The 24,070-nt window shown below is 56.3% G+C and carries 17 protein-coding genes; 10 read left to right on the forward strand and 7 right to left on the reverse strand.

Annotation, left to right across the window (positions count from 1 at the left end):
- Nucleotides 1-303 precede the first annotated feature (303 nt).
- From msrQ to H1D41_RS09270, 3 genes are all read right to left on the reverse strand, one after another.
- On the reverse strand, nt 304-882 hold the full coding sequence (msrQ, locus tag H1D41_RS09260) for a protein-methionine-sulfoxide reductase heme-binding subunit MsrQ (RefSeq protein ID WP_228848638.1): 579 nt from the start codon (nt 880-882) through the stop codon (nt 304-306).
- 109 nt (nt 883-991) lie between these two features.
- Nucleotides 992-1,906: a protein-methionine-sulfoxide reductase catalytic subunit MsrP gene (gene msrP, locus H1D41_RS09265; protein ID WP_228848639.1), complete on the reverse strand. Its 915-nt coding sequence runs from the start codon at nt 1,904-1,906 to the stop codon at nt 992-994.
- A gap of 73 nt (nt 1,907-1,979) precedes the next feature.
- Entirely contained in the window at nt 1,980-3,482 is a 1,503-nt protein-coding gene (locus H1D41_RS09270) for an FMN-binding glutamate synthase family protein (RefSeq protein WP_228848820.1), read from the reverse strand.
- 212 nt (nt 3,483-3,694) lie between these two features.
- Between H1D41_RS09270 and H1D41_RS09275 the strand changes: the two genes are divergently transcribed.
- The 9 genes from H1D41_RS09275 (at nt 3,695) to tcuB (ending at nt 18,140) form a co-directional block, all read left to right on the forward strand.
- Nucleotides 3,695-5,245, forward strand: a complete 1,551-nt coding sequence (locus H1D41_RS09275; RefSeq protein ID WP_228848640.1) for a trimethylamine methyltransferase family protein — start codon at nt 3,695-3,697, stop codon at nt 5,243-5,245.
- Between the two features lie 5 nt (nt 5,246-5,250).
- Nucleotides 5,251-6,708, forward strand: a complete 1,458-nt coding sequence (locus H1D41_RS09280) for an aldehyde dehydrogenase family protein (protein WP_228848641.1) — start codon at nt 5,251-5,253, stop codon at nt 6,706-6,708.
- A 57-nt stretch (nt 6,709-6,765) separates the two neighbouring features.
- Nucleotides 6,766-7,662 (forward strand): LysR substrate-binding domain-containing protein, encoded by an 897-nt coding sequence (locus H1D41_RS09285; protein ID WP_228848642.1) that lies wholly within the window; start codon nt 6,766-6,768, stop codon nt 7,660-7,662.
- Between the two features lie 171 nt (nt 7,663-7,833).
- A complete protein-coding gene (locus tag H1D41_RS09290) occupies nt 7,834-9,090 on the forward strand; it encodes an aspartate aminotransferase family protein (RefSeq protein ID WP_228848643.1) in 1,257 nt (418 codons plus the stop codon).
- The gene (locus H1D41_RS09295) at nt 9,087-11,486 is read left to right on the forward strand and encodes a GcvT family protein (RefSeq protein ID WP_228848644.1); all 2,400 of its coding nucleotides are present in this window, start codon (nt 9,087-9,089) and stop codon (nt 11,484-11,486) included. The genes H1D41_RS09290 and H1D41_RS09295 overlap by 4 nt, the downstream gene beginning before the upstream one ends.
- On the forward strand, nt 11,479-13,890 hold the full coding sequence (locus H1D41_RS09300; protein ID WP_228848645.1) for a GcvT family protein: 2,412 nt from the start codon (nt 11,479-11,481) through the stop codon (nt 13,888-13,890). The genes H1D41_RS09295 and H1D41_RS09300 overlap by 8 nt, the downstream gene beginning before the upstream one ends.
- A 162-nt stretch (nt 13,891-14,052) precedes the next feature.
- Nucleotides 14,053-15,723, forward strand: a complete 1,671-nt coding sequence (locus tag H1D41_RS09305) for a thiamine pyrophosphate-binding protein (protein WP_228848646.1) — start codon at nt 14,053-14,055, stop codon at nt 15,721-15,723.
- Nucleotides 15,716-17,095 (forward strand): FAD-dependent tricarballylate dehydrogenase TcuA, encoded by a 1,380-nt coding sequence (gene tcuA / locus H1D41_RS09310; RefSeq protein WP_228848821.1) that lies wholly within the window; start codon nt 15,716-15,718, stop codon nt 17,093-17,095. Before H1D41_RS09305 ends, tcuA begins: the two co-directional genes overlap by 8 nt.
- A complete protein-coding gene (tcuB, locus tag H1D41_RS09315; RefSeq protein ID WP_228848647.1) occupies nt 17,085-18,140 on the forward strand; it encodes a tricarballylate utilization 4Fe-4S protein TcuB in 1,056 nt (351 codons plus the stop codon). The genes tcuA and tcuB overlap by 11 nt, the downstream gene beginning before the upstream one ends.
- Here the strand turns inward: tcuB and H1D41_RS09320 are convergent.
- The 4 genes from H1D41_RS09320 to H1D41_RS09335 are packed head-to-tail and all read right to left on the reverse strand — an operon-like array spanning nt 18,137 to nt 22,032.
- Nucleotides 18,137-19,240: a M56 family metallopeptidase gene (locus H1D41_RS09320; RefSeq protein ID WP_228848648.1), complete on the reverse strand. Its 1,104-nt coding sequence runs from the start codon at nt 19,238-19,240 to the stop codon at nt 18,137-18,139. The genes tcuB and H1D41_RS09320 overlap by 4 nt on opposite strands.
- Nucleotides 19,227-19,619 (reverse strand): BlaI/MecI/CopY family transcriptional regulator, encoded by a 393-nt coding sequence (locus tag H1D41_RS09325; RefSeq protein ID WP_107497901.1) that lies wholly within the window; start codon nt 19,617-19,619, stop codon nt 19,227-19,229. Before H1D41_RS09325 ends, H1D41_RS09320 begins: the two co-directional genes overlap by 14 nt.
- 60 nt (nt 19,620-19,679) lie before the next feature.
- Complete coding sequence (gene glpD, locus H1D41_RS09330) at nt 19,680-21,266, reverse strand: glycerol-3-phosphate dehydrogenase (protein WP_228848649.1); 1,587 nt, start codon at nt 21,264-21,266, stop codon at nt 19,680-19,682.
- Nucleotides 21,259-22,032, reverse strand: coding sequence for a DeoR/GlpR family DNA-binding transcription regulator (locus tag H1D41_RS09335; RefSeq protein WP_228848650.1), 774 nt, complete (start codon nt 22,030-22,032; stop codon nt 21,259-21,261). Before H1D41_RS09335 ends, glpD begins: the two co-directional genes overlap by 8 nt.
- A gap of 201 nt (nt 22,033-22,233) precedes the next feature.
- Between H1D41_RS09335 and H1D41_RS09340 the strand changes: the two genes are divergently transcribed.
- Entirely contained in the window at nt 22,234-23,970 is a 1,737-nt protein-coding gene (locus H1D41_RS09340) for an extracellular solute-binding protein (RefSeq protein WP_228848651.1), read from the forward strand.
- Nucleotides 23,971-24,070: the final 100 nt, after the last annotated feature.

A 24,070-nucleotide genomic window follows, 5' to 3' on the forward strand; every position in this document is an offset into this window, starting at 1 on the left:
CCAAAGCCCCACACATCATCACACCGCAAATCACCCGAGTCACACCAGAATCCAAATCACCCCGCAAAGATTCCCCCGAAAAAACCTCCCGATTCACAAAATGAATCACCCGGTGAATCGCAAAAACCCTCAAATCAAATGAAAAACACCCAATAATACCCCAGAGTATGGAGGCATCCTCAGAATCCCCGGAATCAACCCGAATCCAGATACACAAACCATGCACAATCTATGCACTCTTCAGGCATACAAACAAAAAACGCGGCCAAAATGACCGCGCTTCTTAAGAAAGGGTGAAATCGACTATCTGAAACGCCGTAAAAACAGCAAAACCAGAATCGCTCCCAACCAGAGAAGCGGTTCAATCTGCCAGCCTTTGACAATCATTATATAGTGCACTGCCCCCAGCGGCACAGCGACATATGTCAACTTGTGAAGATTGCGCCAGGCCTGCGAGCCGAGTTTGCGCACAGACGCATTATTCGAAGTTAACGCGAGCGGCAGAAGCGCAAGAAAGCTGAGCATGCCGATCGTGATATAAGGACGCTTAAGGATGTCATCCCAGATTTCACCCCAGCGCAACTGAATATCCAGAACCAGCCAGACAGCCAGATGCGTCGCCACATAGAAGAAAGACAGCACACCAATCGCTCGGCGGTATTTGATCAGGTTCAGGCCCAGGAATTTGCGCGCAGGCGTAATCGCCAGACCGCCTACAAGAAAGTAGAGACCATAGAGGCCCAGCGCATGTTCAATCGCCTTCACAGGATCAACGCCCAGCTGACCGGTGAACAGCTGCACCACAAGCCAGACAAATGGCAGCACGCCAAGCAGGTAAACAGCCCAGACCGGCAGGCGGCGGGTGGCGCTGTTGAGGGGCATGAAAATCTGCTGCATATTTGGGGCAAAAACCTGTTGCATATATATAGTGTCCTGCGGCGTGTTTTGCGGCCAGGATACATCCCCGGCCACAGATACTATTGTAAGTGGATCAGAACTCTGCGCTCAGATCCATGTCAGCGTACATGTCGGCGACATATTCGCCATAGCCGTTAAACATCAGCGTATCCTGACGGCTGGCGAAGAAGCCACCGATTTTACGTTCAGAAGCCTGGGACCAGCGGGGATGGCTGACCTCGGGGTTCACATTGGAATAGAAACCATATTCACGTGGGTTCTGCATATTCCAGGATGTTTCCGGCTGTGTGTCGGTCAGGGTAATGCGCACAATGGATTTGATAGATTTGAAACCATATTTCCACGGCACAACCAGACGCAGGGGCGCGCCGTTCTGATTTGGCAGGTCTTCACCATACAGGCCGGTCGCCATCAGGGTCAGGGGGTTCATCGCCTCATCCAGGCGCAGACCTTCGCGGTAGGGCCAGTCAAGGATCGGGCTGCGCTGACCATGCATTTCTTCCGGACGCACGAGTGTTTCAAAGGCCACGTATTTCGCAGAAGACTGCACACCGGCACGTTCCAGCAGCTGGCGCAGTTCAAATCCGTTCCACGGGATAACCATGGACCAGGCTTCGACACAGCGGAAACGGTAGATGCGTTCTTCAATATCAACATTGGCCAGAATGTCCGCCAGATCATAATCGCCAGGATTGTCCACCAGACCATCAATCTTCACCGTCCAGGGATCAGTTGTCAGCGCATGGGCGTATTGGGCAGGGTCACCTTTGCCGGTGCCGAATTCATAGAAGTTATTGTAGCTTGTGATATCTTCGAGGCTGTTGACCTCATCAATCCCTTCAACCGCATATTGGCCTTTGGCATGCGCAGCCCCACCGATGCCGCCCAGCGCAAGCGCGCCAGCCGCACCTTTGATCAGCTGGCGACGATTCAGGAAATCCGCCTTAGGGGTAACATCGGACCATTTAAGATCAGGTTTGAAACGCATGTGTTTTGCTCCGTCAAATTGGGTGTTGCCCTATATGTAAGGCAGCACCCCTTAAGCGCCAAACAACGTTCACTCACATTTGCGTTGGTTTTTTGTAACTTCCGAAGATTTCATCCATCGGGGTAGACCGCCCGTTACCCCCGACAATGCGCACATGTTTGCGGCGAATCTGACGGGGTTCACTGACGCCAACGGAATGGGCGATGGTTTCGACTTCTTTGATCATGCCTTTGGCGTAATCCGCGAATTTTTCATATTTCGCCTGCGGGACAAGGCCTTTCTGAAAGCGTTCATCATGGGTGGTGATGCCGGTGGGGCAGGTGTTTTTGTTGCACTTCAGGGCCTGAATACAACCAAGTGAGAACATGAAACCACGCGCAGAGGTGACAAAATCTGCACCCGCCGCCAGCGCCCAGGCCACATCACCGGGATTGATCAGCTTGCCGGACGCAATCAGACGAATGCGGTCTTCCAGCTGTGCGGCACGCAGAAGGTTTGCGACCAACGGCAGGGCTTCGCGGATGGTCATGCCAACCAGATCCATCAGGGGCATGGGCGCGGCACCCGTGCCACCTTCGCCGCCATCAATGGTGATAAAGTCCGGCGCGCTTTCTGGCCCACGGGCGTTGATTGCCTCAAGGAAATCTTTCATCGGCTCAAGTTCACCAATCACGGTTTTGATGCCAACGGGCTTTCCGGTGACTTCACGCACATGATGGATGAAGTCCAGCAGATCTTCCCAGCTGTCCACGCCTTCATGACGGTTGGGGGAAATAGAGGCTTTGCCTTCAGAGATCCCACGGATCGCCGCGATTTCAGCCGTGACTTTTTCGCCGGGCAGAATGCCGCCCTTGCCGGGTTTTGCACCCTGGGCCAGTTTAATTTCGAACATGCGTACCTGTTCATGCCCGGCAACTTCACGCAGCTTGTCATCCGACAGATTGCCATCACAATCGCGCACGCCATATTTCGCGGTGCCGATCTGAAAGACGATGTCGCAGCCGCCTTCCAGGTGATAAGGCGACAGACCGCCTTCGCCGGTGTTCATCCAGACGCCGGCTTTCTTTGCGCCACGGGACAGGGCCTGAACGGCGGGCTTGGACAGGGCACCAAAGCTCATGCCGGAAATGTTGTAGATAGACGGGGCAAGGAAAGGCGTCGGGCAATCGGCGCCAATCACCAGAGGTTCGGTCTTTGCCACCTGATCATCCAGCGGCGGGAAAGCGGCGTTCACAAAAACAGGGGTGCCGGGAACAGACAGGTTGCGGGTAGACCCGAAAGCGATGGTGTTGCTTTTACCACCGGCGGCACGAGACACCCAGTCTCGCTGCGCCCGGTTAAAGGGCAGTTCTTCCCGATCCATGGCAAAGAAATACTGACGGAAGAATTCACCAAGCTCGGTAAAGATATGCCGGAAGCGTCCGATCACCGGGTAGTTCCTGCGCACGGCATCGCCCGTTTGCGTACGGTCAATGATGAAAAGCACCACAGCAAACGCCGCCGCCAGACCAATCACCACAACAAAAAGAAGCGCCATCAGTGAAAGCACCTGACCGGCCCACTGCATATAAATCATCATCGGTACATCATTCCCTATATGTTTGACCGGATACTGCCCGTCGCAGCAGATCAGGGCAAGGCCACAGCGCGTGGCTCACGCAATTGTCGGCATTCGTGAGCAACACTCACGCAGCCATGACTCAAACTCACCTGACAGACGATAAACATAGTTTTGCCAACACAGGGGTTGCCGCCTAACCTGCCCGCAAGGCTCGTTAAGGAAATGACATGTCAGCAAGCACTTCACGGCGTCGCGGACGCGGCAAACGTATTGAAACTGCGGAAAACCCGGAAACTGAAAAGCCACCTGTCTGGCCCGGGGTGTCTGGCGGACGTATGCAGCCGTTGACGCCGCATGAAATTGAACAGGTGAATGAAGCTGTTCTGTCACTGCTTGAAACCCTTGGTCTGTCACAGGCCACCCCATCCATGATCGAAAAGGTCACGGCCGAGGGCGGCACATATACCGATGACAAACGCCTGCTGTTTCCCCGCGAGTTGGTTCTGAAGACCATCGCAGAAGCCCGCCGCGACATTGTTCTTTACGGGCAGGAAGAAGGCCGTGAGATTGATCTGTCCGGTGCCCGCGTTCACATGAGTTCCGGTGGCGGTGCCCCGGGGGTGTTTGATCTGGAAACCGGCGGTTATCGCGACGGCAATGTTCAGGATCTTTATGATGCGGCCCGGCTGTGTGACGCGATGGAAAACATCCACCATTTCAGTCGTTCTATTATCGCGCGTGAAATAACGGACAATCTGGATCTGGATCTGAACACCGCCTATGCCTGCCTGTCCGGCACATCTAAGCATGTATCCATCAGCGTGACTGAACCTGAATTCGTCGAACATATCGCGCAGCTTTGTTATGATATCGCAGGCAGCGAAGAAGCCTTCCGCGCTCGCCCCTTCCTGACGGTGATGGTGTGCCATGTGGTTCCGCCGATGCGTTTCGCAGAAGAAGCGGTGGACACGCTGGAACTGGCGATCAAAGCAGGTTTCCCTGTGCAGCTTATCTCGGCCGGACAGGCCGGTGCCACAAGCCCCGCCACCATCGCGGGCTCTCTGACCCAGGCGGTTGCCGAAACTCTGGCGGGTCTGGTGTTCGCACGCCTGGTTGATCCGAATGTCGCCGCAATCTTTGGCCCCAAACCTCTGGTCGCTGACCTGCGCACAGGGTCTATGTGCGGTGGCGGTGGCGAACAGGCGATCCTGATGGGGGCCGCCGCGCAGATGGGGCGTTATTACAACCTGCCCACCACATCCATTGCCGGGATCACCGATGCAAAAACCCATGACGCGCAATATGGGGCTGAGAAATGCCTGGCGGTATCCATGGCGGCGCATGCGGGCAGCAACCTTGTCACCCAGGCCTGCGGCATGCAATCCAGCCTTCTGGGCGTGTCTCATGCGGCTTACGTTATTGATAATGACATGCTGGGAAATATCCTGCGCACCATTCGCGGCGTTGAAGTCACCGCAGAAAACATCGGGGCAGAGGTGATCGCAGAGGTGTGCAAAGGCGAAGGGCATTACCTTGGGCATATGCACACATTTTCACGGATGAAATCGGATTACTTCTATCCGCATCTCGGGGACCGGCGCACGCCTGCCGACTGGGAATCCGACGGATCCAAAGCAATAGGCGACACCGCCAAAGAGAAAACCAGAGAGTTGTTGAATTCCCATTTTCCCGGGCATATTTCTGACGAAACGGATCGTCGTATCCGGGAGAAATTCAACATCCACCTGACACGACAGGGGATGGGACGCGGAGCCTGAAGACGTTGAAATACAGCTACCCCACCGATACGGAACAATTTGATTTTCACCTTATCGACGGGCAGCGTATCCGCCAGGCCGGGGTGAAATCTGAAATCCGTGACCCGGCAAACGGCCAGTTGGTGGCGCAGCTGCCTGTCGGGACGGCTGAGATTGTTTCTGATGCGGTGGCCTCTTCTGCGCAAGCGCTGAAGGGGAACTGGGGGCAGCTTGCGCCTTATGACCGGGCGCAGCTGATGTTCAGGCTGGCGGATCTGATTGATCAGAATGACGCAGAACTGGCCGCACTTGAAACCGTGAATGTCGGCAAACCTTACAGCCAGGCCCTGCGCGACGTGGGCCGGACCGCGAAATATTTCCGCTTTTACGCAGGGGTCTGTGACAAGCTGAACGGAGAAACCGTCAGCCTTGGCCCGGATCAGACCGGCTGGGTTCAGCCGGAACCTGTGGGTGTCACCGCACATATCCTGCCCTGGAACTATCCGATTTCCACCTTTGCCCGCGGTGCGGCCCCAGCGCTCGCCGCCGGCGCGACTGTTGTGGCCAAACCGGCAGAGGAAACCCCGATATCCGCGCTGGCGATTGCCGAGCTGGCCCTGAAAGCAGGCATCCCAGCGGGTGTTCTGAACGTGGTTTGTGGTGACGGAAGCACCGGCGCAGCGCTTGCCTCGCACCCGGATGTGGCACAGGTGACTTTCACCGGATCCACCGCCACCGGACGCAAAGTGATGCAGGCCGCGTCGAACCCAATCGCAGGCGTCACCCTGGAGCTTGGCGGGAAATCACCAGTTGTGGTGCTGGATGGGACCAATGTGGATGATGCGGTTGCCGGGCTTGCGCGCGGGATCTTTTTTAACGCAGGGCAGATCTGCACCGCCGGATCACGCCTGATTGTCAGCCCGTCCCTGCACGATGAGGTGGTTGAGAAACTGTCTGCCTACGCACGCGGCATGTCGGTTGATCACGGATTGAATGATCCGGACCTTGGACCGTTGATTTCCCTGAAACATCGGGACCGCGTGTCTGGATTTGTGGAACGCGCCCGCGCTGACGGGTTGGAATGCGTGTTGGGCGGTCAGGAAATCATCCCTGAAACCTGCCCCAGTGGTGCGTTTTATGCGCCAACGATCTTTACCCATGTTCCGGTGGATGCCGAGATCGCCCAGGCCGAGGTCTTTGGTCCCGTCCTGACCACGCATATCGCGCATGACGCGGATGACGCCCTGCAGATCGCCAACGCCACGCGCTATGGTCTGGTCGCCGGGATTTACACGCCGGATATCACCCAGGCCATGCAGTTCGCCCGCAATGTCGAGGCTGGTCAGGTCTTTATCAATGGCTTTCTGAAAGGCGGCGACACCCTGCCTTTTGGCGGCGTGAAGGAAAGCGGGATTGGACGTGAAAAAGGCCTGGCGGCGATGGCCAGCTATACGGCGCAGAAATCTGTGGTCATCTCTCATTGACCTGAACAGCGCATAAATTCCCTTGCCTTCGGGTAAGAAAAACTCATCTATACGCTTATGCGCCGTAAGATCCCAAACCTGCACGCCCTGCGTGCCTTTGAAGCTGCCGCCCGTCTTGGCAGCTTCAAACTTGCCAGCCAGGAATTGCTGGTCACCCCCACCGCTGTCAGCCATCATATCCGACGACTGGAAGACAGCCTGGGCCTGCCTTTGTTCATTCGTGGCACGCGCAAGGTGGAACTGACCGAACGCGGCGAAACCCTGATGCAAACCTGCAGTCAGGCCTTTGATATGATCCATAAAACAACGGCTGAGATCACAGAACAAGACGATCTGAGCGTGCTGACAATTGGTGTTGGTCCCTCATTCGCGTCGCGCTGGCTGACCCCGCGCCTGTCACAATTCTGGCTGGATTTTCCCAATGTTGAACTTCGCCTGACGCGGGTGGCCGCGGAAGACGAAATCGCACAAACTCAGGCCGATCTTTTCCTGATGTGGGGGCCGCAGGACTGGCCCGATATGGATATTTATCCGATTCTTCCCGTTCATGCTGTTCCCGTGGCAAGCCCTGATCTTGTTGAAAAACTGGGCCTTCCACAGACGCCTGAAGACTTTCTTAACTATAATCTGCTGTTTCACAGGAACCACAGTGAATGGAACCTCTGGCTGAAATCCCTAGGCGCTAAAAAGCCGGTGATGGGTGGCGGCATCATTATGGATGATGAAAATGTTCTTCTGCGCAGTGCCGCAGAGGGCCAGGGTGCGGCTTTGTCCTGGGCCCCGCTGATTGATGAGGAAATCAAAAACGGCCGCCTGATCGCCCTGTCTTCCCACCGTGCAGATCATATCCGCGGGTATTATCTGATCGTGAACCAGAATACCCCGGTCACGCCAAAGCTTCAGGATGTCATTGACTGGTTCCTGCAACAGGGCAACCCAAACCCAACAGGTTAATTTGACTCATCTATCAGGTGCTTATTTCGCTGTTGTCGCATCCATCTGAATTCGCTGTAACGGATATCAACCTGCAGGCCTTTGCCTGCCAGGACGGATATGCAGCGAAGGTAGTCCAGGATGTCAGAAAATCCGACAAATGCTTCCCTCTCGGCGTGGGCACATTCTGTGATGCCCGGCGGAGTCAGCCATGAACTGCGATTTCGCAAGCCCCATCCCATCTATATCGAACGCGCGCTTGGGGCTGAGAAATGGGATATCGAAGGACGCCGCTATATTGATTTCAAACTGGGCGCGGCCAGCCAGCTTCTGGGGAACAGCCACCCGGCGGTGATGGAAGCCGTCGCGCAACAGCTGACAAAAACACCCTATTCCGGCGATTGTCATGCACTGGAAATCACCTGGGCGGAATGGCTGCAAAAGCTGTTTCCTTCCGCCGATCTTGTGCGTTTCACCGGGTCCGGCACGGAAAGCACCATGCTGGCCCTGCGCCTGGGGCGGGCGTTTTCCGGCAAAGATAAAGTCCTGCGCATTGATGGGCATTTTCACGGCTGGCATGACATGCTGTTGAAAGGGTCCAAACCCGGTGCCAATACGCCCCCTTCCCTGGGCGTTTCCGCTGCGATCACCGATCTGACAGTGGTTGCCCCACCAGCGATTGACGCGATCCGGGACTACCTGGAACAAGACCCGCAGATCGGCACAATCTTTGTCGAAGCTTCGGGCGCGAATTATGGTTCTGTGCCCTTGCCCGATGGTTTCCTGCAGCAGATCCGCGATCTGGCGACTGAAACCGGAAAGGTTCTGATCTTTGATGAGGTCATCACAGGCCTGCGCTGGTCCCCTGGCGGACGTCAGGCCCGCGATGGTGTGACACCGGATCTGACCACGCTTGCAAAAGTTGTCACAGGTGGCCTGCCCGGCGGCGCTGTTGTGGGGCGCGCTGACATCATGGCACTGCTGGATCCGGGAAAACCGATCGACGGCCTGGCCCCGCCTGTCAGCCACAAAGGCACGTTTAATGCAGCCCCTATGGTGGCTGCCGGGGCGATTGCCGCGATGGAACTTTTGTCCACCGGAGAACCCCAGAGACAGGCCGACGCCATGGCAGATCGCCTGCGCAACGGGATCAATGAAAAGATGGGCAAACATGGGGTGAAGGGCTTTGCTTATGGCGACAGTTCCACCTGCCATATGTTCTTTGGTGGCACGTCCATTGACGGAATGTCCGCCGCTGAAATCCGCACCCAGCCTGCGACGTTGGTATCAGGTTTGCGCAACGGATTGCTGGAGCGTGGTGTTGACCTGATGTCCTTCACATCCTGCGTGACATCCAGCGCGCATACGCCGGAGCTGATCGATGAAGCACTTGAGATATTTGACGAAACTTTCGCCGATCTGGCGCATCAGGGGATCCTGTCCACATGAGTAATCTGCCCACACAGGCCCGCACCGTGATCATCGGCGGTGGCGTTATCGGCTGTTCCATCGCCTACCATCTGGCCCGCGAAGGCCGCAAAGATATCGTTGTGCTGGAACGCTCAAAACTGACATCCGGCACCACCTGGCATGCTGCTGGTCTTGTGCGCCGTCTGCGCCCGTCCGCGACCCTGACAAAGCTGATCAATTACTCGATTGATCTTTATACCGAACTGGAAGTCGAAACCGGTCAGGCCACCGGCTGGACCCAGACCGGATCGCTGACACTGGCGACGAATGAAGACCGGCTGACCAATATCAAACGCCAGGTGTCCCTTGGCCGTGCCTTCGGGCTTGAAGCCGAAGTTGTGGACGCCAAACGCGCAAAAGAGCTTTGGCCGCTGATCGAGGTCGATGATGTGATCGGCGCGGTCTGGTCCCCAGCCGACGGGCGCGTGAATCCGTCTGACGTCGCGCTGGCCCTGTCAAAAGGTGCCAAATCGCGTGGCGTTCAGATCTTTGAAGACACCCGTGTCACCGGATTGCAGAAGAAAGGCGGACGGATTTCTGGCGTTGAGATTGGCGAACATGTCATCGAAGCCGAGGAAGTCATCGTGGCTTGCGGCCTGTGGTCACGCGAAGTGGCGGAAATGGCGGGCGCACATATGCCGCTTTACGCCTGTGAACATTTCTACATGCTGACCAAACCCCTGGAAGAAGTTCAGGCCCTGGGCAAAGGTGCGCATCTGCCGACGCTGAATGATCAGGATGCGTTTCTATATGCCCGCGACGATGTGGAAGGGCTGCTTGTTGGCAGCTTTGAGCCCCACGCAAAAGGCATTTCCACCAAGGACCTGCCTGCTGATTTCAGTTTTGATCTGCTGGATGAAGACTGGGATCACTTCATGCCGATGATGGAAAACGCCCTGAAACGCATCCCGGCGCTGGAAAAAGCAGAGGTGCGGATGCTGTTGAACGGGCCGGAAAGTTTCACGCTGGACAGCCAGTTTATGATGGGTGAAAGCCCCGAAGTGCCTGGTCTGTTCCTGATGGGCGGGATGAATTCCACAGGGATTGCGCTGGCCGGTGGCGCGGGCAAAGCCATGGCGGAATGGGTCATCGCGGGTGAACCCACAATGGAGCTGAACGAGGCAGACATTCGCCGGTTCAGCCCTGAAATGAACGTTGTTAGCGCGCTTGAGGCACGCATTCCAGAAGTTCTGGGGCGACATTACGACAACCCATATCCCGGACGATCCATGGAAACAGCGCGCGGTCAGCGTCGTTCACCCATTCACGCCGGGCTGGTCGCGGCGGGCGCACGTTTTGAAAGCAGGGGGGGCTGGGAACGTGCCGTGCATTTCGGTGGTGAGGGCGCTCATCTTCCTCTGACATTTAGCGCGCCTGCATGGCGTGATCAGGTCGGGGCGGAAGTTGACGCGTGCCGGAATGGTGCCGCGATCTTAGATCAATCCGCCTTTGGCAAAATCATGGTGCAGGGGCCGGATGCGGTGGCTTTCCTGAACCATCTTTGCGCGGCGCAAATGGATGTGCCGGTGGGGCGCATTGCATACAGTCAGATCCTGAACGCGCGGGGCGGTGTGGAAAGTGACGTCACTGTGCAACGGCACGCCCCCGACCAGTATCTGGTGATCTGTGGCGCGGGGGAGGTCGTGCGCGATATGAAACGTATGCGCGAAACCCGCGGTGATCTGCGTGTTGAATTCACGGATGTCACAAGCGGCTATGCGGTGATCGGCCTTGCCGGTGCAAAAGCACGTGACGTTCTGCAGGCCACCACAAACGCAACGATCCCCGATCTGAAACGTTTCCATTTTGCGCCGGTTGAAATCGGCCTGGCCCGTGGCTTTGCCGGACGGTTAAGCTTCACCGGCGAAGAAGGCTATGAACTCTGTATCCCCGCCGATATGGCAATGGCCGCCTATGAAGCGCTGATTGAAGCAGGCGCAACACATGCCGGGCTATACGCCAGTGGTTCTCTGCGGATTGAAAGCGGGTTCCGCGCCTTTGGGCACGAGTTAACACCAGGCACCACACCGATGGAAGCCGGGCTTGGCAATTTCTGCGCCTTTGGCACGGGGTTTGTCGGCGAAGAGGCCCTGCAAGGGGCCGATGCGCCAACGCGCCAGATCGTTTCGCTGTTGTTTGATGATCCGGACGCCCTGCCGATCCATGACGAACCGATTTACTTCAACGACAGGGTTGTCGGGCAGGTCACATCTGCCGCCTGGAGCCACCGTTTTGGTCGTTCTGTCGCGCTGGCGATGATCACGGGCAAAGACGTTTTCACCGCAGACAGCTGCACCGTCGAAGTTGAAATCGCCTGCACCCGGTTCACTGCAAAAACATCCCAGAAGCCCGCAAAGGATGCCTTCCATGTCTGATACAATCCGTACAACGCAGGTCGCCATTATTGGCGGCGGGATCATGGGCGTGGCCGCGCAGTTTCAGCTGGCTGAAAATGGCTGGACCGATACCATTCTGTTTGAAAAGGCAGAACTGACGTCTGGTTCCACCTGGCACGCCGCCGGGCAAATCGCCCATGCTGTCGGGTCACGTGTTGCGGGCTGGATCAATAAAACCTCGCTTGAAACCTATAAACGCGTTGAAAAAGAAACCGGGCAAAGCATTGGCTGGCACGAAGTTGGCGGCTTTCGCATTGCGACCACCGATGACGAAGTTGACTGGATGAAATCCATCATGGGCGTTGGCAAATTGCTTGACCTGCCGATGGATCTTGTCGGGCCGGATGAGGTCGCCAAAGGCAACCCGTTTTACAAGGTTGATGACGTCAAAGCCGCCATTCAGACTTTTGAAGACGGGCATATTGATCCAAGTTCTGTCACCATGGCGCTGGCCGCGGCCACCCGTGCACGGGGCGCAAAAATTGAACGTCACAACCAGGTGACAGGCGCGTCCCGCAAGGGCGATATGTGGCTGCTGCAAACCGAAAAAGGCGAAGTTCTGGCAGAACATATCGTCATTGCGGCCGGGTCTTATGCAAACCAGGTTGGCGAATGGTTCGGGCTGAAAATTCCGTCTGTTTCCTGCCTGCATCATTACCTGGTGACCGATACGGTATCTGAATTTGCGGACCGTCCGGAACTGCCTGTGATGCGCGACAATTCCTTTGGGGGTTACATTCGCCAGGAACAAAAATCCGGTCTGATTGGTATTTACGAAGGCCATGTCTGCCCCACCGTCTGGACCATGCCGCAGGGCGCGCCCTGGAAGGCTGAGAACGAGTTGTTTGAGGCGGATTACGACAGCATCGGTGATTTCCTGATGGTCGCTTTTGACAAAATGCCGATCCTTGCGGAATTGGGCATCAAACGTGTGGTGCGCGGCGCAATCACCCACACCCCGGATGGGGGCATGCTGGTTGGGCCAAGCGGGGCGCCGAATGTCTGGCTGTCCTGCGGATCTTCCATTGGTCTGGCCTGGGGCGGTGGCGCAGGTAAAGTGCTTGCGGATTGGATGGTGCATGGGGAAACCCCGATCAACACCCGCAGCATGGATCCGCGTCGTTACGGAAATTTTGCGTCTGACAATTATATCGTTGAGCGCACGAAAGACGAATTCATGCGTCGCCATGATACGCCTTGCCCCGGCAAACAGTTCCACTCTCTGCGTCCGCTGAACCGCCATGTGCTTTATGACCGTCTGGCGGCAAAAGGCGCTGTCTTTGGTGAGGTCGCCGGATGGGAACGTCCGCGTTATTTCGGTGAGGTCGGTGAGGTTGAGCAGATCGGCTGGGGCCATCAGAACTGGCACGCAAATGCGCAGGCCGAAGCCAAAGCAACCCGCGAAGCCGCTGGTGTGATTGATCTCTGCGCTTTTGCGCAGTTTGAAATCACCGGTAAGGATGCGGGCAAAGTGCTGGATCGTCTGTCTGCCAATAAGATCCCGGCGAAAGATGGCCGGATGAGCCTGAACCACCTGCTGACAGACAAAGGCCGGTTTGAAACGGAAATCACCATCTGGCGGATTTCAGAGGATCGCTATTTCACGGGCTCCCCAATTGCGCGTGCAACCCCGGATTTTGACTGGATCAAAAGCCATATTCGCGCAGGCGAAGATGTGCAGATGGTGAACTTGTCACATGACTGGGGCATGCTCGCCATGTCCGGCCCCGCGTCACGCCAGATCCTGTCTGAGCTGACCGATACGGATCTGTCAAACAAAGCTTTCCCATGGTTGTCCGGCCAGAAAATCACCGTGGCAGGCGTGAACTGCCATGCCCTGCGCGTCAGCTTTGTTGGCGAATTGGGCTGGGAGCTGCACGCACCGCTGGACCAGATGGGCGCGCTTTATGATGCGCTGTTTGAGGCTGGCGAAAAACATGGGCTGCGCGATCTGGGCAGCTATGCGTTCAACGGCATGCGGATGGAAAAAGCCTATCGCGCAAGCGGAGAGTTGACCACAGATGTCGGGCCGTTTGATGTGGGGCTTGAACGTTTTGTTGTGTCAGACGCGCGTGATTTCACCGGACGCGATGCTCTGCTGGAACGCACCCCGGAGTGGGAGCTGTTTTATGCTGAATTGCATGACGACAAAATTGACATCCACGGCGGAGAACCGGTGCTGTTGAATGGCGCGCCCGTCGGTCTGACGACCTCTGGCGGCTACGGTTACAGCATCGGTAAATCCCTTAGCTGGCTGTTTGTCAGAAAGGGCACGCCACGCGATGGGCTGAGCGTGCAGATCCTGAACCGTGAGATCCCTGTCACCGTGCATGATGATGCCCTGTTTGATCCACAGAATCTGCGACCTAGGCAGGATGTATAAAGATGTTTGCAACGCGAAAACCCGTACTACTGCAGCAGCCTTCTCATCAATCCTCCCCGCAACAAACTGCGGAAAAACCATTTCTGGGCGAAAACCACGGGGCGCGCATCTGGCGTCCACGCAAACGCCTAACTCTTGTAACCTCAACGAAGGGCAAATCTGATGTCTGATCTGATCACCGGCGGTGAAGCCGCTTACAATGTGCTGAAAGCCAACGGAATAGACACTGTTTTTGGCCTTCTCGGCGGCTCGATGCTGGAACTATATGACGCCATGTATAAGGACGGGGCCATTGATTATGTCGGCGCGCGAGATGAACGCGCAGCGGGCCATATGGCGGATGCCTGGGCACGTATGACAGGCAAACCGGGCATTGTTCTGGGGGCGCAGGCAGGTCCCGGTGTGGTGAACATCGTCACCGCCGTTGCCGAAGCGCAGCTGGCCTATTCGCCGCTGGTTGTTATTGCCGGGGCGATCAGCCGCTGTGACCATGCCAAAGATACATTTCAGGAAGTCGATCAGGTGGCCCTGTTTGCCCCGATCTGCAAGAAATCCGTTTTGTGTACCGATGCGAATCGCCTTGCAGCCATGCTTGAAGATGCGATTCGCCTGGCCAATTCCGGGCGCAAAGGCCCGGTGGTTCTGCATGTACCCCGTGATCTGTTTTCCGACATGGTGCCCGCCAATGACGCGAAACCTGTGAACATCGCCCGCCCCGGCCCTGCGGCGCCGGAAGATGTGGATGCTATCGCGACTTTGCTCTCTCAGGCGAAGCGTCCGGTCATCTTTGCGGGCGGTGGCTTTAAGTGGGGCAAAGGGCGTGATGCGCTGACCGCCCTTGCTGAAAAGCTGGAAGTGCCTGTTGTGGCCTCAACCGGGCATGCCGATGTGATGCGTCATGGCCACCCCTGGTTTGCAGGTCAGGCAGGCCCGCGCGGCAACCGTGTGGCCAGTCGCCTGACGAAAGAGACCGATGTGATGGTTGTTCTGGGGGCACGGCTTGGGTTCAATTCGACCTTCCATTCCAATGATTATGTGGGCGCGGATACACGTATCGCCCATGTGGATCTGGAAGGGTCCGCCGTTGGGCGGTATTTCCCAGCGGAAATCGCGGTGCAAGCCGATGCGCGTCTGACGGCAGAGGCTGTCACAGGCAAAGCGAGGCGCCCGGATGCCGATGCGTGGCGTGATACGTTTAAGGCGGATATGGCGTCTTTGCTTGCGGAACGCGCAGAAGAAGCCCAAATCGCAACCCTGCCAATGCACCCCCGCCGTGCGCTTGCTGAAATGCGCGAGGCTCTGCCTGAAAACGCGATTGTAACGTTGGACACCGGCAACACTTGTCTGCAAGGCGCGGATCGTCTGGCGCATTATGAACCGCTGTCCCTGATCACCCCGCTTGATTTTGGCCTGGTTGGTTTTGGTCTTGCCGCCGCCATTGGCGCCAAAGCTGCCGCCCCTGATCGTCCCGTTGTTGCGATGATGGGGGATGGTGCGGTTGGCTATACGATGATCGAAATCCAGACGGCTATTCAACACAGTCTGCCGATTGTGGTTGTTGTGCTGGATAACGAAGCCTGGGGGGCTGAGAAAGCCTACCAACAGGAATTCTATGGTGGTCGTCTGCTGGGCGCTGAGATCCAGTCGCCGCGTTATGATAAGTTCTCAGAACTTTGCGGTGGCAAAGGCATCTGGGTTGATGGCCCGGGCGAACTTGGCGACGCGCTGACCGCTGCGATCAACAGCAATGAAACCACAATCATTCAGGCGAAAATTGACCCGAAAGCCCTGATGACATTGCGCAAAGACCTGTTCAAAGCCAATGATGAATGAACCTGATCTTGTGATTGTTGGGGGCGGCAATGCCGCCCTTTGCGCAGCCATCACGGCGGTGGAAGCTGGCGCGCGGGTCCTCATTCTGGAAGGCGCGCCAAAGGATTATCGCGGCGGAAATTCCCGCCACACCCGGAATTTCCGCTGTATGCATGATGGGCCATTGTCCGTGCTGACCGGCAGCTACGGCGAAGACGAATATTACGACGATCTGCTGCGCGTGACCAAAGGCAACACGGATGAAAAACTGGCCCGCATGGCGATCCGGGGCAGCCAGGACAGCCAGCCCTGGATGGAAGCCCATGGCGTGCGGTTTCAGCCGTCTCTGTCCGGCACCCTGTCGCTGTCGCGCACCAACGCGTTTTTCCTGGGCGGTGGCAAGGCGCTGGTGAATGCTTATTATCGCACGGCTGAAAGCCTTGGCGTGCAAGTTTTATATGATGCCCCCGTGACGCATCTGGAACTGGTACACGATAAAATCACCCGCGTGGATTACACGTATCAGGGTAAAGATCTTTCCCTGTCGCCCAGGGCCGTTGTCGTGGCGTCCGGCGGATTTCAGGGCAATATCGAGCGATTGGTTGCTGCCTGGGGGCCAGAGGCCGAAAATTTCCTGATCCGTGGCACGCCGTATAATCGCGGTGATGTGCTGTTTGATCTGCTGGATCAGGGGGTGCAATCCATTGGTGATCCGACTCAATGTCACGCGGTGGCGATTGATGGGCGTGCGCCGAAGTTTGACGGCGGCATCGTCACGCGACTGGATTGTGTGCCGTTTTCTGTGGTCGTGAACAAACACGCGAAACGGTTCTACAACGAGGGCGAAGATGTCTGGCCGAAACGCTATGCCATTTGGGGCCGTTTGGTGGCGGCACAAGATGATCAGGTCGCTTACTCGATCATTGACAGCAAATCCAAAGACCTGTTCATGCCCTCTGTTTTCCCACCCATCACCGCGGACAGCATTGGCGCGTTGGCTGTAAAACTTAACCTTGATGTCAACGCTTTAGAGAAAACCATCACTGATTTTAACGCCGCTTGTCAGCCCGGTGACTTTCATCCGACGGAACTTGATGGCGTGACAACAGACGCGCTGACCCCGCCCAAAACCAACTGGGCACGTCCAATTCAAGATGGCCCATTCTACGCCTATGAATTGCGCCCCGGCGTGACGTTCACCTACCTTGGCTTCAAAGTCGATGAGACGGCACAAGTCCAAGGCCCCAATGGTGCAATCCGCAATCTTTGGGCCGCGGGCGAAACCATGGCCGGGTCCATCCTCGGGCAAGGCTATCTCGCCGGATTTGGCATGTCCATCGGAACAGTTTTTGGCCGCATCGCCGGCAAGGAGGCCGCAGATTATGTCCGCTGACACCATCCAGGACGCCCGCCGCCAGATCGAAATCTGCAATGCTTGCCGCTATTGCGAAGGCTATTGCGCGGTCTTTCCCGCTATGACCCGACAAAAAGCCTTTGCGGATGGGGACATCACCCAACTGGCGAACCTCTGTCACAACTGTCGCGGATGTTATTACGCCTGCCAATACACAGAACCACACGAATTTGCGCTGAACCTGCCCAAAGCCCTTGCCGAAGTCCGGCAGGACAGTTGGCAGGATTTCGCATGGCCCCCGCAGTTTGGAAAAGCCTTTCACACATCCGGTGTGGCGATCACTGTGCTGATCGTGCTGTGTTTCAGCCTGCTGTTCGCCCTGTCCCGTACGGTTATGCCTGTTGGTGGCGAAGGGTTTTACGCAACCCTGTCTCATTCCATGATGGTTGCGATCTTTATGCCCGCGTTTTTGCTGCCTCTGGGCAGTCTCGCAATCAGCCTGCGTCGCTATTGGCAACATGTGAACGGCGGGCGTTTGACAATGACTGCGGTTAAGGCCGCTTTTGTGGATGCCGGACGCATGAAGAACCTGTCCGGCGGTCATGGGGAAGGATGCAATTTCGAAGACGAAGACCGGTTCACAAAACTGCGTAAAATCGGTCACCAACTGACGATGTGGGGGTTTCTTCTGTGTTTCGCCGCGACATCATCCGGCACGATCCTGCACTATGGTTTTGATATCAAAGCACCTTATTCCCTGATCAGCCTGCCAAAACTGTTTGGCGTGACGGGTGGCATCATGTTGACATTGGGTACGCTGAAACTGGCCTGGCTCAAGACAAATGCGGATCGCAACCTGGGTGACACGCGTGTCTGGGGCGGGGAAATGGCATTTGTGCTGCTGCTGTGCGCGGTCGCAGTAACCGGCCTGGGGCTTTATGCAGCGACAGGTTCCACCCTGGTCCCTGCCCTGTTGGCGACCCATCTTGGTACCGTTCTGGCGTTTTTCCTGCTGATGCCGTTTTCAAAGATGGCACATGGATTTTACCGGCTGACAGCCCTGATCGCGGATAAAACCCGTTAAGGATTGTTGCGTGAATTCAGACGTTCAAGGTTCACGACCGTACTCATCATGATGCGGTCGTGACTCCAGCCGGTGGATTTCTGCAGCATCGCAGTGCCCGTCAGAATCATCCCGGCCAGCACCACCAACAGCCCCATATTCAACATCTGGCCAGGCTTGCCCACCTCGCCTGCCACAAGCACGTTCACCCGCGTTTTCAAACCGCTGCGCGCTGTGCGTGAAAACAGGCGGCTGCGGCCAACGAAGGGCACGGAAAAGGCAAACATCGTGCGTTGTGGAGCCTGCAGAAAGGCCGCTTCGGCGACTTTCACAAGGCTGCGGGCATAATCGACACGCGCACAACCGGACCGCCGCATATATTCGAAATCACAGGCAAATTCACGCAGGCCGCGCAGTTTCTGCGACAGATACCAGAAGGCCGGGTTCAGCACGAACAGCGGTGACAACACAGCGGCCAGAATTTCACATTCAAGATCGCGCTGACGAATATGTTGCAGTTCATGACCAATCGCCACTTTCATCAATGGCGCATCCATCAGGATATCCTGCGGTAAGACCACGTAAAACCGGCGCAGACCCCGGGTAGAAAACGGCACATGCACGCGATCTGACACCATAACCTGGATACGTCCGATCCGGCGTAAAGTGATGGCACCACGCACCAGAGACATGACCTGAAACAGGTTCATCGCCACATAAATCAATCGCGCAAGCGCCGCCCCGATCAGAAGGAACGCCAGCAAAATCAGCAGCGGCGCACGCCCTTCAGCGACCATCGCAACAGCAGAGCTGCGCGCGGACAGAAGATCATCAAAAAGAATCGGGTGGATGGAAATATTCCCTTTCAGGAATTGGGCAATCATCAGATCGGAAAAGCCCGGAATTTCACCGCCACCATATGTGCGGAAGAAGAACAGAACCAGCGGCGACAAAGCGACAACATAGACCGCCGCCATCACCAGGCGCAGGCGCGCGGAATAAGCACGGCCGTATCCTGCAAACCTCATGCAGCCTTCGATCAGCGCAAAAGCAAGCGCCGCAATCATCAGCGCCAGGTTTGCATCAATCAAAAGATTCATCAGGGCTTCAGGGCGTATCACGGCCTATCCTCTCTTCGATGATTTTCCGGATTTCATCCAGGTTCTCTTCGCTCAGGTTTTCGTCTTCAATCAGGCGTGCAACCAGGGCAGACGGCGCACCGCCAAACATGGCATCTGAGGTTTCGCGCAGGAACTTTACCTCATAAGCGGACCGTCCAAAGGCCGGGCGATATTTCAGCGTGCGATCCTTCTTTTCGCTGCTGGCATAACCTTTGCCTTCCAGAACTTTCAGCACCGTCGCCACCGACGTATAAGCCCTGGGCGTAACCTGTGGCAGGGCGGCGTGGACTTCACGCACCGTACCTTCCCCAAGATCCCAAAGGGTCTGCATAAATTCCAGTTCAACTTCGGTCAGAAGTTCGTTTTTACGTCGCGCCATTCGGTTTGCCTGTTTAGCCTGCCGGACGAGTCTACTAAAAAAATCGTCCTGTGAACAGGGTCACGCTGTTTCCGATTTTTGTCGCATGGAATCAAAGATATAGGCTTCGATCTGCGCAACCTGATCCTGATTCACACGCAGGCCAAGCTTTGAACGTCGCCAGAGGAAATCTTCTGCAGAGCGCACCCATTCATGGGCGATCGCCCAGTCCAGTTCACGCGCAGTGATGTCTTCGCCGAAATGCGCGCCCAGATCATCGCGGGATTGCGCATCTGCAAAGATCCCGGCGGCCTCTGTCCCGTATTGACGGATCAGGCGGCGGATTGTGCGGGCCTCAAAGAACGGCAGCTGTTTCAGCAGATCAGCACGCAGCTGTTTCACGCCATCCACAGCAAAAACCCCGCCGGGAAGGGCAACGCCAGCTGTCCACTGCGCGGTGTCACGGCCCAGGGTTTCGTCAATATGGCCCAGCGCGGATTCGGACAGTTTGCGATAGGTTGTGATCTTGCCACCAAAGATGTTCAGAACCGGCCCGCCTGCGGTTTTATTTACCCGCAGAACATATTCGCGCGTGGCCGCCGTGGCCGAGCTCGCCCCGTCATTATAAAGCGGACGCACGCCGGAATAGGTCCAGACGATATCTTCCGCCGCGATTGATTTTTTGAAATACTGCCCGGCAAACGCGCGCAGATAATCTGCCTCTTCCTCGCTGCATTCGGGCTTGGTGAAAGCGTCCGAATGATCCGCATCGGTGGTACCAATCAGGGTGAAATCTTCCTCATATGGAATGGCAAAGATAATGCGCCCGTCTTCGCCCTGGAAGAAATAGCATTTGTCGTGATCATACAGTTTTTTCACGACAATATGGCTGCCACGCACAAGACGAATGCTTTCCTTTGTTTCCAGATTCAGGCGTTGTTTGATCACGTCTTCAACCCATGGCCCGCCCGCGTTGACCAGCATCTTTGCCGTGACCGTCCGGGGCGTGCCATCGACCCCTTCAACCGTCACCTGCCAATGGGTGCCGTCAAATTCCGCGCCGGTCACTTTGCTGCGCACCATGATCTCTGCACCGCGCGCCTGGGCGTCGCGGGCATTCAACAAGGTCAGGCGGGCGTCTTCCACCCAGCAATCGGAATATTCATAGGCCTTGTGCAGATGATCTTTCAGGGGCGTGCCTTCCGGCGCGCTGCGCAGATCCACCTTACTGGTGCCCGGCAGTATTTCCCGCCCGCCCAGATGGTCATATAGAAACAGACCAAGCCGGATCAGCCAGTTCGGGCGTCGTCCTTTCATCCAGGGCATGACAAAGGACAGCAGGCGCGAGGTCGGCGTGTCGCTTTCAAAGCGCATTTCTTTATAGGTCGGCAAAACAAACCGCATGGGCCAGCTGATATGAGGCATCGCACGCAGCAAAGTTTCGCGTTCAATCAGGGCTTCGCGGACAAGGCGGAATTCAAAGAATTCCAGATAGCGCAGCCCACCGTGAAACAGCTTGGTCGAACCCGAAGATGTGGCGCTGGCAAGATCGTTCATCTCGGCAAGCGCCACGGAATATCCCCGTCCCGCCGCATCCCGCGCGATGCCACAGCCATTGATGCCACCGCCAATGATAAACAGGTCAAAGGGTTTGTTTTGCTCAGCCATTATGGGCCTCTGTGATAATAAGGTTTATGTTTCCGACGCGCGCAGCCTCGGTAAATGCAGCAGGCGGCGGCGCGTTCAGGATGATATGATCCAGATTCGCGATGTTGCAGATGCGGTAAGGGGCGGCGACGTCGAATTTCGACACATCCGCCACCAGAATTTTCTGCCGCGCATTGGCAATGATCGCCCGCGCAACAGCCACTTCGCGCGGATCGAAATCCAGAACGGACCCGTCGGAATCGATAGAAGACGTGCCAATCACCGCGAAATCGACCTTGTACTGGTTGATCGCCGCCACCGCGTCTTCGCCGATCACTGCGCCGTCTGACAAACGTACTTCACCGCCGATGACGCTTAAGGATTTCAAACGTGTGCCGCGCAAAATACTGATAATATTCATGTTATTGGACACAACCATCAGGTCTTTGTGCAGACGCAAGGCCTCGGCCACCTGTTCGGTTGTGGTACCAATGTTGATCGCCACAGAGGCACCGTCCGGGATCAGCTGCGCTGCGGCAGAGGCAACCGATTGCTTGTCCGCCATGTTGTTCAGACGGCGATCTTCATAAGCCCGCGCCGTGGTGGAGGGCGCACGTTTCGCGCCCCCGTGCATGCGAAGGGCCAGCCCCTGATCGCACAACTCGCTGAGATCACGGCGCACGGTTTGTGTTGTCACACCCAACTGCTTTGACAAAGCATCCACTTCGACCTCGCCTTCGTGGCGCAGACCTTCAAGGATCAGTTCCTGACGTTCGTTTAGTGGCATGGGTACTCTCAAATGAATGAATCAATGTTCACATGAACACTATTTTCTTCATATACACCAGATAGCATCGCAGAATTGTGACAATTCCTCTTCCGTAACGTGATTTTTCGATCTACTATGAAAATAGTTGACGTAAAAAGTTGCTCATACGAACATACCGGAACCGGATTCGTCCGGGTATAATCCAAGGGAGGAGACAAGATGCGTAAGTATCTGATGTCCGCTGCAGCAGCATCTGCTGTTTTGGCGGGAACGACATCGGCATATGCGGATATGGCCGCTGCCGAACGCTGGGTCGACAGCGAATTTCAACCAGCCGCAATCACCCGTGACGAACAAATTGCGGAAATGCAGTGGTTCGTTGATGCCGCCGCGCCTTATGCAGGCATGGAAATCAATGTTCTGTCTGAAGGCATTCCAACCCATTCCTATGAATCTGAAGTGCTGGCACGCGCTTTTGAGGAAATCACCGGCATTAAGGTGAACCACCAGATTCTGGGCGAAGGCGAAGTTGTGCAGGCTGTGCAGACACAGATGCAGACACAACGGAACCTGTATGATGCCTATGTGAATGACTCTGATCTCATCGGCACCCATTCCCGCCTGCAACTGGCCTATAACCTGACTGATATGATGGCAGGTGATTTCGCTGGCGTGACCAACCCGGGTCTGGACCTTGAAGATTTCATGGGCATCCAGTTCACAACCGGTCCTGATGGCGATCTCTACCAGCTGCCGGATCAGCAGTTCGCGAACCTGTACTGGTTCCGCAAAGACTGGTTCGACAATGAAGAATACAAAGCCGCGTTCGAAGCAAAATACGGCTATGAACTGGGCGTGCCTGTAAACTGGTCCGCTTATGAAGACATCGCAGAATTCTTCAGCGAAGACGTGCAGGAAATCGACGGCGTCGCAATCTATGGCCACATGGATTACGGCAAACGCGCCCCTGACCTTGGCTGGCGTATGACCGACGCCTGGCTGTCTATGGCTGGCGCGGGTTCCGTGGGTGAACCAAACGGTATTCCGATTGATGAATGGGGCATCCGTATGGAAGCGGGCACCTGTAACCCTGTGGGCGCATCCGTGTCCCGTGGTGGTGCTGCGAACGGCCCTGCGGCTGTTTATGCGATCCGCAAATGGGACGAATGGCTGCGTGCATATGCGCCCCCCGGTGCGGCATCTTTTGACTTCTACCAGTCTCTGCCGGCCCTCAGCCAGGGCAATGTTGCCCAGCAGATCTTCTGGTACACAGCTTTCACCGCCGACATGGTGAAGCCGCAGTCTGAAGGCAACAACACTGTGGATGCCGAAGGCAATCCACTGTGGCGCATGGCCCCAAGCCCGCATGGCCCATACTGGCAGGAAGGCCAGAAGGTTGGCTATCAGGACGTGGGTTCCTGGACCATTCTGAAATCCACCCCGCTGGATCGTGCACAGGCAGCATGGCTGTATTCCCAGTTTGTGGTGTCCAAGACCGTTGACGTGAAAAAATCTCACGTTGGTCTGACATTCATCCGGAATTCTTCCGTGAACCACGAAAGCTTTACCGAGCGCGCACCGCGTCTGGGTGGTTTGGTTGAATTCTATCGTTCCCCTGACCGCGTGGCCTGGTCCCCGACCGGCATCAACGTACCTGACTATCCAAAGCTGGCCCAGATCTGGTGGCAGCAAATTGGTGACGTGAACTCTGGTGCGTTTACGCCGCAAGAGGCGATGGATCGTCTGGCTGAAGAAATGGACATCACCATGGCCCGTATGCAGGCCGCTGACGAAGCTGCCAGTGTTTACGGCGGCTGTGGTCCACGTCTGAACGAGGAAAGCACAGCAGAATTCTGGTATGAAAACGGTGGTGCGAAGCCACCGCTGGAAAACGAGAAACCACAGGGCGTGACCGTCAACTATGACGAGTTGGTTGCGCGCTGGTCTGCGAACTAAATCTCCCTGTCGGGCGGTCTTTCTGACTGCCCGGCGTTTCCGGGGCTTACCATACGGCCCCGGATTTTTTCATGTCTCTCAGACATTCACCAATACCAAC

It is taken from the genome of Halocynthiibacter styelae, assembly GCF_016123485.1.
Classification (GTDB): Bacteria; Pseudomonadota; Alphaproteobacteria; order Rhodobacterales; family Rhodobacteraceae; genus Halocynthiibacter; species Halocynthiibacter styelae.